Source organism: Paraniabella hibiscisoli, assembly GCF_022512515.1.
Lineage (GTDB): Bacteria > Bacteroidota > Bacteroidia > Chitinophagales > Chitinophagaceae > Niabella > Niabella hibiscisoli.
Map to the genome: position 1 here is coordinate 1,723,709 of NZ_JAKWBK010000001.1, position 13,680 is coordinate 1,737,388.

Sequence of the window (13,680 nt, forward strand, 5' to 3'; positions counted from 1 at the left end):
AAAACGGGGAAATTCCCGGCTCTAGGTTATGATCATTCGTACCGCAGTTTAAAAAAGTGGGTGTTATTTTACTCACTTGCAGTTCTTCGAATCTCCGCTAATGATAGAACTGCGTTATAAATATCTGTTCTAGACACCTGAAGTCTAAATGCTTCAATTACTGCGTCATCAAACGCTATTCGATCACTTTGTTCTAACTCATCAGCAATTGGCAAAATGCCTCTCTGTGTTAATGGAAGAAAGGCAGCCTTGATTTGATCAACCTGATCCGCGTTAAGTTGGTTGGCATCAAGTATGTGCATATAATTCTCTATGCGATCTTTATTGAGATCGAGTGCTCCTAAACCTCTCCCAAAGCCCATGCCTTCAATCATGAACATAGAAATTGCAGTGTTTAATAGTGCGTGGTGAAGATCGATATCCACTTGTTCATCCCTTGGTTTCAGAGTTACAAGCCGTTGATCTGCAAAAGATGGTGGATTTACTCTTCCTACGAATAAGCGGTCTCCATAGTTTATAAACATCACTAAATCGGCCAAACTATCGGTGTTCATCTCATACCAATGAAGATTGTTTTTCGAAAGTTTCTGTATATTCTCTGCGGTAGAAAAACGTTGTATCCAGCTTAATGCTCCTTGATGCCCTAGCGATTGCAGCTCTTCTTCTGTCCGGGAACAAGAAAACGCCTCACGAGAAGGGGTCATGCTTAAGGTTCTAAATTCTGTAGGACTTTTAGCCAACGGTCGTAAATATTCTGCTTCGATATTGTGACCAGTTTGCGGATAAAAAATTCATTCATACCTCTTCTTTCGCCACGTCTAATTTCAAATACAGTATTTAGGGAAATTAATGGAAGTTGCAGAACCCAGTCGCAATTTACGAATTGAGCATTTCCGCCAAGACCGAGGGTGCGGAAAGATGTCATGTTAGTTTGGCTTACCGTCCTAATAGTCATTGTATCGCTTGCCGTATCACCTAATTCTATTTGAGCGGCAGCAAGTCTCACAATTTCTTCATCTTCCATTTCTTCTAAAGGGCAGGTCAACACAACAAACTTAATATCTCCACTCGGCTGGGCTGGATCGTCCTTCTTATCCATGATAAGAATATTCGTTATAACATCGCTATTTCTAAACCATCTCCCTGCGCCGGACGTTATAACGCATTTTAAATCATAGTAAGTAGCCAGCTCGGTGTAAAAGTCATCGCCCCAATCTGTTCCTAACCATGAGTTCGTTATGATTATACCTAGTCGGCCACCGCCCCCTAGTAATGGGTAAAGAGAAAAGGGAAGGTATGCAGCAACATCAGCTCTGCCAGTGAAACTTCTTCCGGCCAGCATTGTAGAATAAACATTATCCAAAGCATTTCCAAACTGACTTCGTCCGGCTTGCGCAACAAATGGTAAATTGCTGGTTATCGCTTGAAACGTGCCGAGACGTTCAGAAAACACGGTACCTGTTGATGGATTTCTAAAATCTATGTTTGTTGTAGGGGTAAGGCTGAAAGCATCTTGCTTGAATATCCTTATAGGCATATGCATTAGACTGGGATTTGCTAAAGCAAAAGTTGCGATTTGGACAGCCTGTGGGTCCTGATCAGAAGCATAGACTGTTGCTGAGGCTTGCTCTGGATTGACTCCCGCAGCAAGTTTATTTTCCAAGGCAGCACGGGCTATAGTTCCGCTTCCGCAACAAGGGTCTAATATTCTATCGCTTTCCAAATCCCGCATACATATATTTACAAGTAATCTTGCCAGCTCTATCGGCGTGGGATATTGGCCTCGTAGCTTCCTTGTTGCTACTTCAACCGTAGCTTCAAGAATACCTGAAAGTTGAGCTTGATCGACTGATCCAATCCTTAAATCGGAAAGAAGATGGTTAAACTGTTTAAGATGATCCCAAGCTTTGGCCGGTATAAATGATAAACCAAGGCTATCGGAAAATATTGTCCAAAAGTTGCAGGCGTCTGAAAGTTGTGAGAACAGGGCTAACGCTTGGGAAGGCGTGGTTTCATCATTTATGGATGAAATCGTCTGAGCTCGCATGTCCCTTTCTCTCAGAATATGAGCGAAAAGAAACTTTCCAATCCAATTGGAAATGACTGCTTGTGCAAGAACCTGTTCTTTTGTTCCTTTGCCGTATTCTGCGCTGTAACGATCCCACCAAACTGTAAGTTCATTTCTGAACCCTGCATCCCTAACAGCGGCTCTTCGTATTGCCTCAGACGTTTCGCCAGCATTTTCCATTATTAGGCCGGTGATTCCACCGCTGCGATAAGCCTCTATGAACTGTCTTCCTTCTAAATCACCTCGGTCGAATTGGTCATTTAAGTAGCTTATTATGTCGGCGGCGAGAGTTTCCCATCGTCTCCGATAGGTACTTACTGCTGTACGCGTTGTAATATCTGCTAAATCATTCCATGTTCGTTGAACTACATAATTTCCCTCTGTATTACGAACATAAAGTATCGCATTGCTGACATTCCAAAGTAAAAAGCTATCAAGACCTAATGCTCTTGCCTTCGTCTCGGCATTACTCCGAAATTCAAAATCATCAATTCGTGTGTCAGGCATTTTCAGCTCCCATCCTTGCAGAATGCGAGCTGTTTCTCTGTCACCGAATAAAAGTACGTCGGGGAATAATGCTCCGCCGTCAGTGCGAATGGTTTGTTCGCCACCTGCGTCTTTGATTGAACGATTATTCTGCGAAACAATTGTTTTGACATGACCGATCAGGTCAATAGCCCAAGACCGCTCATTATAAGCGGCTATAGATTTACTCATATGGGAAGTTTGGTATCGGCAGAGATTAGAGCATTGACATCCACCATTCCCCGTTTGTTTTTTTGACCGTTTTTAGCTGCGGGGTGTAATTCCGAAAATAGAGGAGGGGCAGGCTGCCGATTTTTAAAAGCCTGTTCCACTTCGATTAGTCTTTCTTTGGCGACGCCTATATAATCGATTTGTTTTTCTTTAAACAAATGAACTTCTTCATTTTTCTCTATACCAATGAAACGTCTTTGCTCTAATGCGGCTGATACTAAAAAGCTCCCGCTTCCAAACGCATTATCCAACACTACATCGCCTTCATTAGTAAACATGCGAATAAGATAACGACCCAAAGCAACCGGCTTTTGAGTAGGATGCCACACTCGACCACCAGTTTCACTCTCAGCAGTTTTACAATAAAGTGTATCTGTTGGGTATCTTTCGCCCTCGCTCTTAACTTGTACTGGTTTAAAATCGCCGTAACTACCAGTATACTGTGCTTTTCTAATTCCTTTGTTGTAGGGCTCGCCAGGTGACATCACAGGTGTGTAATTCGGTTGACTCCCATAAAATATACAGATGTCTTCATGTTGACGAAGAGGCTGTCTTCTAGCATTTAGGAAATTGGTTGGTTTGCTTTTTATCCAAACAAATTTGTATCGAAACCATTCCTCATTACTCAGAATAAGTTTTGCTGTAAAAATTCCCTGTGAAGACAGCGCAATGACGCCTTTAGGTTTGATGACACGCTTGTATTCTTTCCAAAGTTCTTCAAGGGGAATTACGCTATCCCATTTATTTTGGGTTGTACCGTAGGGCAAATCACATAGGATCATATCAACGGACTGATCGTCTATCCGTTTCATGACGTCTAGGCAATCCCCCTGATAAATATTTCCACCCAAGTACTCCATTTAGGATAATGCTGAATTTTATGGTTTTGAGCTTATTAACCGACGATCAGATGAAGCGTAATCCATAAGGAACGCGGATAAATATTAGCGAAGATATCGAATTCGCTTCTAGAAATCCTAAAAAATTTAGTTTTTTGCCGTCGAATAAGCTACTGATGTCAAATATAAAGCAACCGTAACTAACTCTAATCACCATGAAAGATTTAAATTACATTTTTCTAAATTTGGCATTACACAGAAATTTAATGATATGAGTGATGAGTCTTTCGCAAAAACAAATGTCACGATCAAGATGCTTTTGGAAAGCAAAGTTTTACGATCAGGTACTGAAATATTTTGTCCAAATTCGACAGTAAAAGGATTTATTAACCACGACGGTTCGGTATCAGTAATAATTGGAAATCAAGAAAAGAACTTTGAATCTTTAAGCGGCGCAGCAAAATATATTGAAGGTAGAAGTATCAATGGCTGGATTTATTGGCGAACTAATACTGAGAACGGGCAAGTAGCACTCAGTGATTTTCGAGATGCTTATTTAAATCTTTAAAAAAGAGGATGATCATATTAGTGCCTATCACATTAAAACCGGCGCCTATTGTTGGGCAATCGCCTCTTAAAATTCATTTGAGCGCTGTCATGTCTTATATTATGAGCTTCAATTTCTTGATTGACCTGTCTTATGTTGTTCAATGTTTGTGTAGCCCATATGAGCCATTGCCCGTCGGTAGTTACTTTAACAAATTGTTCACGAGCGAGCAGAGCAACTATAGCATACCTTCCTAAGCGGATCGGGAATAGGCAATAGAGGGAGTTTTTCAACTGATTATCCGCTTCTGAATTTGTACCAAGAAAATCGAAAACAACAGGAACCTTACTAGTAATCCATGCCGGAGGAAAACATTCCTCTACGAAGTCAATTTTAAAAACACCTTGGCTGATTTGCTGAAAGCGTTCCGCTTGCTTAGCAAAACGGGGGAAATCTCGCTTTAATCTAGTACCATCGACAATCCAGACGAGATTTTGATAAAAGGCTTCGCGTGCTAATTGTTCGTTTGGGTCGATGTGCGAATGCTGAAATTCAAGCGTAATGCCTTTGTCTGTGTAAATGTCCGCTCTATGTGGTTCATTTGTATTCTTATCAATAAAAGAAACTTCTCTAAATTCTTCAGGAAAGTGATTCTTCCATTTGCGATGCCATTCCGTTTCAGGTTCCCACCAACGATCACAGTCTTTAATTATTTTGTGCGCCCAATGATGCAGCTTAATGTTACCGCATTTGGCAATAACTTCACTTTTGCACTGTTCACAGATACCTTTCTCTCCCTTTAGAGCTTGAGATCGTTGACCGTTTACTAATGCGTATTGCATCGAAAAACCTTTTATAAGTGAAGACTGTAAATCCTCAACTTAATGAACATTATTTTTTAAATGGCTATTAAATTAACTCGTTCCTGAATAAACCCAGCAATCTTATCAGGCGAGAATTTACGAGCATCGACATACCCATCTGTTTTAAAAACTCCGTCAACGGCTCCGTCGTCAGTTCGGATAAACATCACACGGTTATTTTCTCGTTCCATAATGATTTCTCTGATTGCTCTAAACTCAATTCCACACCAATCTTTTTTCTGATAATCTGAACTAAGAAAAACCACATCTAATTTTGCTCGTTTGTAAATTCCCTGAAGTAAAATATCCAATGATGGTTGTGCGAGTTGTGAGACATAGTTATTATCATAAAAATATCTGTTCGGACCAAGTGATCGTTCTAACTCGGTCACAATTTCTTCTACAAGAGGTCGAGATTCACCAGGGAAAGAAAGCGCCACGTCAAATACATGATTAGAAACATCTACGGCATTCACAATGTCTCGCATGTTTGAAGGTATTTTTATGCCCTTTGCGTGTAACTCTTTTAGCAAGTTCACATCTTTGAGTGCCCAGTGCGTTCTATTCAATTCAAGTTTTCCGATATCTAGGTCAAAAGACATTTCGTTTAATTTTTCAAATGTCAGGAACTCCTCAATTGTCCTGATATCATATTCGACTTTAACTTTGTCACGCCGAACTTTAATGTCGCGCACATAGCCAAATTTTGGTGACTGTTTACAAGATGCCTCATAAGCGAAAATCGATGGCAAACGTTTCAGTTCACTAATTGATGCTGGATCAAATGCACCGAATTTTCTTGTCAATTCGGGATCGGTATATTCACGAATACAGCGAGGTAATTCAATTTCAAAAGGTTCTCCATTCCATTCTTCTGAATCACCTGACACAAACAAATTAAACAAGGGGCCGTGGGATGGTGTTTCGGTCAAGCTCAGCAAACCTTGTAACGTAAGCGTATCTGTGAAAATTAGATCGAAAAGACTTTTTAACTGAGGCCAAAGTTGGTCATAAGGGTTTGGAAGTTTTTCCGTATCATAAATAGGAAGTGAATTGTCACCTGTAAGTTTCTCATACAGAAGTGCCAATTGGGAATATTTGCGAGTAAAATTATTTACGCCTGTCCATTTTGCATGATCTGGCGTTGTACCATTAATTACCACTTCCATGGCTTGTCGTAGAGCAGATACTTGTATAGACAGCTTAGCTAAAGATATTTCATTCTTCATGACTAATTATACCTAGTTAATATAGCTTATAGTATCAGGAATTATGTTGACGAGTCCATGAGATAATATATCTTCGATCGAGCATCCCGCCTTAATCATCCAATAAGAGGCTTCTTCCGTCTCGGCTTCTGCATAAAAGGGATAGCCTTCGACCCATTCTCTAGTCACAAAACTTTTTGCTTTGGCCTTTAAAAAGTTAGGTTGCGTTTCTTTGTTATCGATGTTTCCTAGATTCACCATTCCTCCAGTGGTTAAAGTCTCGACAGTAGTCCCCGTAAGGATCATCCAATAAGAGTTCTGCCCTGTCTTGGTTTTTGCACAAATCGGATAGCCTTGTATCAATTCCCCTGATGGAGATGTTACCTTCGCTTTAAGGAGCTTTGAAGATATTTTTGAAAAGTCTTGGTTACTCATCTTTTTTACAAATATAGAAAACAGATATAGAAGTCCTATACGGAAAACCGTAAGGCCGGATCATAGTTTTACCAATAGTGAAATCAGGGCAAGATTGTCGACGTCAACTTTTATTTTGACGCCGGACGGATATTCAAGTGTGATTTTTGGGGACACTTCTTCTTCTATGGCGGTTTCGACATATTCATTTCGCGGTTTAGAAGATGTGGAACGTGTTGCCTTGGTCTCGGCTTCTGAAATCCTGTTTACATCTTGCTGGTCCCTCTCTGGAAACAAATTTTCAATGATCGTTCCAGTCCTTAAAACCTTCATGCGGGATAATCCTAATCCTGACGCATCTCTACTTACTACATCGATGTATCGGGAATAGGGACGATGCTTGAAGTCGATCAGCCACGCCAGGATTTCGACATTCTTTTCACTCGTATTAATTGCCAATTTTAGAAAATTGTTGAGGGGTTTGAACTTGTCGGCATCAAACCTTTTAATTTTTGTAGGGCGAAGTTCTTCATTTTCAGGGCATTGGAAGAATGATTTTAGCGTATAAAGATCTGCTTTTGTGTATCGATTTCCGGTGAAAAGCAGGTGGCATTCCGACCTTAAACTTGCAGGCGTTGGATGCTTTAAATTAAAAGAAAGCTCGCCGCTGGCTTTTTTTTTCGAATAGTTCCAAAACTTCTGTTCTGTAATTGTCCATTTTCTGTTGTTATTTTTAGTTATTAAATTCAATTTTTTTGAAAGGCTGCAATCAAAAAGGCCTGCTCAAGAATGAGCTGGCCGTTGCTAACCTATGAAAAAATCATTGCGATCAATTCTAATCTCGAACGTTTTTTATTCTATGATTTTGTAACCATTCTCTGAATCCCTCTATGTTTTCAGGAAAAAATGTACGACATTGCCGTTTTTCAATAAAATAGTAAAAACACCTGCGGCTTCGATGTATTTGTATAACTCATCTGAACTGTATTCAAAGCCATGGTAATAGGCAGCGTCGGTCATTTTTCTTCGAAAGCTAGTGAAAGACAAATTTACAAAATTGATTATATCAAAAAACGGGAAGATTCCCGGTTGGGCTGTTACATGGCATCGTTTTTCTTTTTTCGTCACTTTTCATTTTTTCATAGGTTTCTTAGCCATTAACGCCAGGAGTTTTCCTTCATCCTTCTTAAAGCGTTGCCGCAGTATTGCGGCTCTTTTGTGTAAACGTTCGTCCCTGTGATATGAGAAGATAGAAAGAGTATATTGAATTTCCGAAGCCAGAAGATACTCGCTGCTATCTTCCAGGTGTGAGTACTGCCTTGTGAAGAATTCCCGCTGTAGACTTCTACGAATAGTTTTAAAGGCGGCTTGCCTGTCAAAAGGCGGTTTTTCAGGTTCGGGATTTTCTTCCTTTATCCCGAAAAAGCGGAGGCTGAAGGCATTTTCCAGTTATAGGAGAACTCCTTTCTATCTACGTATGCCCAGGCCACTTCATCCAGTAGATTCACCGAAAACTTTTTTGTCGAGAGATTTCTTTTTAAAATGATTTCGCGGCTTCCCCGGAGAATTCGTAATAACGGGTATAGTAGTCGTAGGTGAGTTTTTCGCGGTGATCGATTAGGAAATCCGTTATATCAATTTCTATTTCGAAGTTTTCTCGCTTTAAGGGATAAATGTATTTTTCGGCAAATGCCTGATAAATATTTGCAGACCATTCGGTATACCGAAATATATGTGAGCAAATAGCCAAGGCGACTATTTTAGCGCCAGCGCCTTGATGACCCCAACAAAAATCTTGCTCCTTCGAAGCGAATGCGGGGCGCAGTTTGGCGGCTTGCTTAGGGTTGATTTCTTCTCCGTTTACCCAAATGCGACCGTTGTAACTTTTTTGATGGTAATAGAGTTCTTCTTTTCAATCGAACCCTTGTCGAAGTCCATGACATACAGATTGTCGTTGATCTCGTATTCTCCGTCATATTCACCTTTGATGATGAATTTGTGAGACGTTAGGCTCGTCTTGTCTGTTTTTTTCGGCATAGCTGTAGTTTTTCAAGCCTTGACAGAAGCATTTAGGCGATAACTGGTGCAATTTCTGACGGCTGGTACAAAAGCTTTATTAAATCAGCAGAATTCCTATAAAGGTAGCTATTGTGCCCAAATTTCGTATGGTATCAGCCGCATAGGAATATATTGACAATTTACTTCGATTCAGATATTCATACTGTATGCGAACAAATGAACCACATCGTTTATCCAAGATCGCCCGGTCATCTCCGCGAAAGTTGGTCGATAGAGGGGATTCAGGACTTTGTTGGGATAGCGGCGATAGCGTCGACCTGCATAATTTTCTTACTCAAAATTCTATTCATGTACAATTAGTAAGGATCGTAACCAATGCAATGCGACCTAGCGGGTTACACCCAGGCGGAATTGCAGTAGTAGATCGCGGGAAGCCGACCAAAGAAGGCCAAGTCGTACACGTAAGATATAATGGTCATGAAGTGATCCGTCGTTTAATCAAGCGGGCAGGGCAATGGTTACTTGTAGCGGATGACCCTCGTATAGAAGAACTGTTGATTACAGATGAGGACATAGTTGAAAAACTTGGTGTCGTAACGGCGGGTATTATTTTGCTTCATAATACCTAGGCAAATAGATACATCAGAACATTGTCATATAATTTGCTATTGAATAATACCTTGTATAATTGTCGTTGACTCTTTGCCTTTGTTCGATAGCAATCGTTTAAAGAAGTTATGGTACCAAAAAACAGCCTCTTTCGGGGCTGCGTTTTTATTGAAATCATTTTAGCTGTATTTTTCTAACCATTCTTTTTTCTGTTCGAGACTTGTGCCATTACCACAGGCTTTTTGGTTAAATTTGTGACCCATTAAATCTTGCCTGAACGCGATCAGGGCTAATAAGCTGCCAATAGAAGACTTGTATATCCATATTTTCAAAATGGATTTTCATGGATGAACAACGATTTTGTTGAAATTGGATACTTCTAGTGAGCAACTGAAATCCTTTTTTAAGGAGCAATTATGACAGCAGATAGTAAAGACTCCAGTATTTCGTTTTATGAATTAGAACAAGCCTACAAGATTGCAGCTCGTATCGTTGCCGTCTTCGGAGACGCTTACTTGCCTTCATTTCAAAGGTTACATGAAGAAGTTCAAAAACGTAACAAACAGCAATCGCTGAAATCTATAGCCTTAGATATTGCCAACAAATCAAGGGCTTTCGACAATTAAATTATGGCTTGCATTTCTTTCTTTTAAGAGATAAGTTCTCTTCGCTGAAACGATGAAGGTCGAACCCAAGCATATACCCAGAATAATACACATTGGTTGTAGGCGAAAGTTTTATCTAGTTGTTATTACATGATTAAATATGATGCAGGAATAATATGGCAATCCTCACGGGTGCGCCATTACTTCCTAAAGGGAAGATCATCCTCACCAAGATAGTCATTGATAACAACGAAAATTTGCCTCTTTAGGCAAGCTTTCGGGCATTTTGCCGTCCTCGTTTCACCCAAATTCGAACCCAAAATCGAACCCAGCGAGGGGCTAATGCAGTATGTTATCAATCTTGACGGTCGCTATTATTTCAGCCGCCGTGTACCATCTGAACTCATTGAATTCGATAAGCGTAAGAAGATACGTTTTGCGTTGCGAACGGATAGCAAGCGAGAAGCCTTACGTCTCGCTGCAATCAAAAACGCAGAACTTGAAAGCTATTGGCACCAGCTTGTCCAAACGGGAAAGAAGCACTGTCATGACCTTTATGAGGCAGCGGTCAAACGTGCTTCGTTATGGGGAACGCAATATCAGACTAATCAAGAATTAGCGGATGGGCCGATTTTGGAGCTATTGCGAAGACTCCAGCAAGTCGACAAGCAGAACGATAACCCGCATCATGTCGAAGCCCTCTTAGGCGGCGCACCGAAGCCTGTCATCAAGCTTGATGATGCATTAAAGAAATATTGGGAATATTCCCGAGAAAAGACACTTGATAAATCGCCCAACCAGGTGCGGAAGTGGAAAAATCCCCGCAAATTAGCCATCCGTCACTTTATCGGTTGTGTCGGCAACAAACCGATAACTGAGTTGACGCGAGATGATCTTTTGAAATTCAAAGATTGGTGGATCGCGCGTATTGAGGAGGAACATTATGCGATCAATAGCGCCAACAAAGATTTTATTCACGTTAAGTCTGTCGTTTCCACGGTTAATAAAAACCTGAAATTGGGAATCGACACATCCCATTTATTTATGGAACTTATACTTGAAGATGACGATCAACGTCAGCGTCGTTCTTTCGAAACTGATTACATTCTGAATAAGCTTCTTAGTCCTGCAAATCTGGAAGGCCTGACCGATCAAGAAAAATGCGCCGTATATGGGATTGCCGAATTAGGCGTAGGCTTAACAGAACAAGTCAATCTTGATCCGTGCAATATCATTCTTGACGATCCGATCCCGCGATTAGTTTTCATTCCCAAAAAACAAAAAGGACTGAAAACGAAATATCGGCGCCGGGAAATACCTCTCATTGGCTTTGCGCTTGAAGCATATCGAAAATGTCCGAACGGTTTGACTGCCTACACTGATGCGCCTGACCGTTTATCAAGCGTTGTAGGAAAGCATTTCAGGGACAAAGGGCTTTACCCTACGGACCAACACACCCTTTATTCACTGCGGCATAGCTTCCAGGATCGCCTTTTAGAAGTAAATGCGCCTGATCGTGTGCAAGCGGATCTTATGGGTCATAAGTTTTCCCGTGAAGCTTACGGTAAAGGAGCTACCTTAGAAAAGAAAATGGAATGGTTGAAAAAATACAACTCAAATCTTAATCTCGTCGGTAACATGATTGATGAAAAACGCATACAATAGTGTTAATTCTATTGACATCGATGCGAACCGAACATTCATCGAGATGGATAATGATGGATAAACATAATATTGTTTGACTTTCAGTTCGTCGTTTTGATATCACCATCGGCTTCGCACTATGAAAACCTTCATGGTTATTTTAATCAAAACATTGAGAGCCGCATATAGATGTTAAACAGTACGTCAGTTGATAATCTAAATATTTTCACGCCATCCATTATTGTAACACCCGATGTAGCGAAAGTTATCGGTAAGAAGAAGCTAAGCAAGTCCATACAAACCTGTTGTCCGAAATGTCAGATGGCATTTTTAGTTGATGATCCTTGGCTGCATACGAAAGAAGCGGCATCCATCGTCGGTTTTGAGCCTGACACTCTCGTAAAACACAGACATCTCGATAAACGCCGTATTCCATTTCTAAGGATCGGAAGAACGATCCGTTACCCGCTTTCCGGATTGATCGGCTACAAAGCGCAAGTACGAAAAGAAATGGAAGCGCAATTAATACCGTAACTTGAAAATCGGGAAAGGTGTTGCTGTAACAACATCCTTTCCCAAACCACGCTCAATATCACAATTAAATCTATCGGAGATCGCATGAACATCGAACAGGCGAAAAGCATTCCGCTTGCGCAAATTTTAGATAAACTAGGTCATCAACCAACGCAACAGAAAAAAAACGAAGCGTGGTATCGCTTTCGTGATGAGAAGACGGCAAGTTTTAAAATAAACATACCTATGAATGTTTGGTATGATTTCGGGGTCGGTAGAGGCGGTGGTGCGATCTCGTTTGTTCAATACCATTTGGAACTGTCAGGCGAAAACTTTGCCGTCACTGACGCTCTAAGATGGTTGACAAACATGATGGGGAATACGCCTAAGATATCACCTGTCATTCGCAGTAACGAGAAGGAAATATCTACCTCATCCTCTCTGTTTGTCGATAACGTTTCCACCATTAAACATGAGTTACTGATTGAGTATTTGGAAAAGCGGGGCATTCCGGTAAGCGTCGCGCGCCGTTACATGAAAGAAGTGAAAGTGGTTAACCGTGAAACGAAAAAGTATTTCAAAGCACTTGGAATGCGTAATGAAGACGGTGGTTGGGAAGTGAGGAACGCGTATTTTAAAGGCTGCATTGGTAGAAAGAATATTACCGTCATTCGTGGCTCTGATCCTAACTCAAATGGATTCCATGTATTTGAAGGAGGACTGGATTTCCTATCGGCAATCATTCAAAAGGAAAACGGACAACATTTTAAAGAAGACATTTATATTAGTCATTCCGTTTCCATTCTGCCTAAAGTCACGCCTTATATCAAAGACTATGAAAGATATGAGGTTGCTTATACATGGATGGATAATGACGAGGCGGGGAAAAAGGCAACGGTTTCCCTGGATAATTTTTTCAAGACACAGGATCAGCTTTTACACAAACCTCAAAACCGCCTATATCGACCATACAAGGACGTTAATGCGTGGCACATGGTTAAGATAGGTATCGAATAGCATTCGACTTATTACAGATATACATGAAAGAAGGATTATTGTTTTGTACTTGTTTTCCGAACCCGAACTAACCCGACTTTTTCAAAATAATCAATCTCGAAAAGACGAGATGGATAAAGTGCCAGCCGCCAAATTATTCATACCTGGAACAGGCTGTGCCTGGTTGATTACGGAACTAAATAGGTATAACCAATCCAAAGGATCAGGTCTGATTGATCTCGGTAATAATAATGTGACTTTTGGAGAAATTGATATTGATGAAATAGTCAGTTTTGCCGTAGGTCAAGCTAACCATGTCAGGCGCGATCCGTATTTCATTGGGAAATATCCCATCCGTACTTATCTATCTGCTGCTAAGGCATACGGCTTTATAGTTGAACAAGATACTTTGCTTGCGAAGTGGACACCGCATAGGCGATCTGGGCCTTCACCTGGTTCGTAAAATGAAAAATCATTTGCTTTCCGTTTTGAGGTAGTTGAGCGATGAGGCGGTTAATCCTGCCCGAACCACTCCCTTGCTTCCAACAATAATTTTCCCCGTCCGTCAGACTTCCTCGCGCAGCAAAATTACTGCCGGA

The 13,680-nt window shown here is 40.8% G+C and carries 15 protein-coding genes and 1 pseudogene; 7 read left to right on the plus strand and 9 right to left on the minus strand.

Going from position 1 to position 13,680, the window contains the following annotated elements; genetic code table 11:
- Window positions 1-68 precede the first annotated feature (68 nt).
- Genes MKP07_RS10960 through MKP07_RS10970 form a run of 3 tightly spaced genes read right to left on the minus strand, consistent with a single transcriptional unit; the run spans window position 69 to window position 3,675 of the window.
- Window positions 69-740: a hypothetical protein gene (locus tag MKP07_RS10960; protein ID WP_240847228.1), complete on the minus strand. Its 672-nt coding sequence runs from the start codon at window positions 738-740 to the stop codon at window positions 69-71.
- Window positions 707-2,785: an N-6 DNA methylase gene (locus tag MKP07_RS10965; protein WP_240847229.1), complete on the minus strand. Its 2,079-nt coding sequence runs from the start codon at window positions 2,783-2,785 to the stop codon at window positions 707-709. Before MKP07_RS10965 ends, MKP07_RS10960 begins: the two co-directional genes overlap by 34 nt.
- Window positions 2,782-3,675 carry a DNA-methyltransferase gene (locus MKP07_RS10970; RefSeq protein WP_240847230.1) on the minus strand — a complete coding sequence of 298 codons (894 nt, stop codon included), beginning with the start codon at window positions 3,673-3,675 and terminating at the stop codon, window positions 2,782-2,784. Before MKP07_RS10970 ends, MKP07_RS10965 begins: the two co-directional genes overlap by 4 nt.
- A 259-nt stretch (window positions 3,676-3,934) precedes the next feature.
- Between MKP07_RS10970 and MKP07_RS10975 the strand changes: the two genes are divergently transcribed.
- Window positions 3,935-4,231, plus strand: coding sequence for a DUF4357 domain-containing protein (locus MKP07_RS10975; protein WP_240847231.1), 297 nt, complete (start codon window positions 3,935-3,937; stop codon window positions 4,229-4,231).
- 32 nt (window positions 4,232-4,263) lie between these two features.
- Here the strand turns inward: MKP07_RS10975 and MKP07_RS10980 are convergent, their stop codons facing one another.
- The 6 genes and pseudogenes from MKP07_RS10980 to MKP07_RS42390 form a co-directional block, all read right to left on the minus strand.
- Window positions 4,264-5,052 carry a competence protein CoiA gene (locus tag MKP07_RS10980; protein WP_240847232.1) on the minus strand — a complete coding sequence of 263 codons (789 nt, stop codon included), beginning with the start codon at window positions 5,050-5,052 and terminating at the stop codon, window positions 4,264-4,266.
- A 56-nt stretch (window positions 5,053-5,108) separates the two neighbouring features.
- Window positions 5,109-6,302, minus strand: coding sequence for a TIR domain-containing protein (locus MKP07_RS10985; protein WP_317235802.1), 1,194 nt, complete (start codon window positions 6,300-6,302; stop codon window positions 5,109-5,111).
- A gap of 12 nt (window positions 6,303-6,314) precedes the next feature.
- Window positions 6,315-6,716 carry a hypothetical protein gene (locus MKP07_RS10990; protein WP_240847233.1) on the minus strand — a complete coding sequence of 134 codons (402 nt, stop codon included), beginning with the start codon at window positions 6,714-6,716 and terminating at the stop codon, window positions 6,315-6,317.
- Between the two features lie 60 nt (window positions 6,717-6,776).
- Window positions 6,777-7,445: a hypothetical protein gene (locus MKP07_RS10995; RefSeq protein ID WP_240847234.1), complete on the minus strand. Its 669-nt coding sequence runs from the start codon at window positions 7,443-7,445 to the stop codon at window positions 6,777-6,779.
- 138 nt (window positions 7,446-7,583) lie between these two features.
- Window positions 7,584-7,715, minus strand: coding sequence for a hypothetical protein (locus tag MKP07_RS38360; RefSeq protein ID WP_262919263.1), 132 nt, complete (start codon window positions 7,713-7,715; stop codon window positions 7,584-7,586).
- A 517-nt stretch (window positions 7,716-8,232) separates the two neighbouring features.
- Window positions 8,233-8,574 (minus strand): annotated as a pseudogene (locus tag MKP07_RS42390) (DUF6166 domain-containing protein); the annotation flags it as partial.
- A 346-nt stretch (window positions 8,575-8,920) separates the two neighbouring features.
- Here MKP07_RS42390 and MKP07_RS42395 point away from each other — a divergent pair.
- From MKP07_RS42395 to MKP07_RS11025, 6 genes are all read left to right on the plus strand, one after another.
- On the plus strand, window positions 8,921-9,343 hold the full coding sequence (locus tag MKP07_RS42395; RefSeq protein ID WP_394803559.1) for a S24 family peptidase: 423 nt from the start codon (window positions 8,921-8,923) through the stop codon (window positions 9,341-9,343).
- A 396-nt stretch (window positions 9,344-9,739) separates the two neighbouring features.
- Window positions 9,740-9,949 carry a hypothetical protein gene (locus MKP07_RS11005; protein WP_240847236.1) on the plus strand — a complete coding sequence of 70 codons (210 nt, stop codon included), beginning with the start codon at window positions 9,740-9,742 and terminating at the stop codon, window positions 9,947-9,949.
- A gap of 321 nt (window positions 9,950-10,270) precedes the next feature.
- Window positions 10,271-11,593 (plus strand): DUF6538 domain-containing protein, encoded by a 1,323-nt coding sequence (locus tag MKP07_RS11010; RefSeq protein ID WP_240847237.1) that lies wholly within the window; start codon window positions 10,271-10,273, stop codon window positions 11,591-11,593.
- A gap of 168 nt (window positions 11,594-11,761) precedes the next feature.
- Window positions 11,762-12,106, plus strand: a complete 345-nt coding sequence (locus tag MKP07_RS11015; protein WP_240847238.1) for a helix-turn-helix domain-containing protein — start codon at window positions 11,762-11,764, stop codon at window positions 12,104-12,106.
- Between the two features lie 84 nt (window positions 12,107-12,190).
- Window positions 12,191-13,102, plus strand: a complete 912-nt coding sequence (locus MKP07_RS11020) for a toprim domain-containing protein (RefSeq protein WP_240847239.1) — start codon at window positions 12,191-12,193, stop codon at window positions 13,100-13,102.
- A gap of 49 nt (window positions 13,103-13,151) precedes the next feature.
- The gene (locus MKP07_RS11025; RefSeq protein WP_262919264.1) at window positions 13,152-13,544 is read left to right on the plus strand and encodes a DUF2958 domain-containing protein; all 393 of its coding nucleotides are present in this window, start codon (window positions 13,152-13,154) and stop codon (window positions 13,542-13,544) included.
- Window positions 13,545-13,680: the final 136 nt, after the last annotated feature.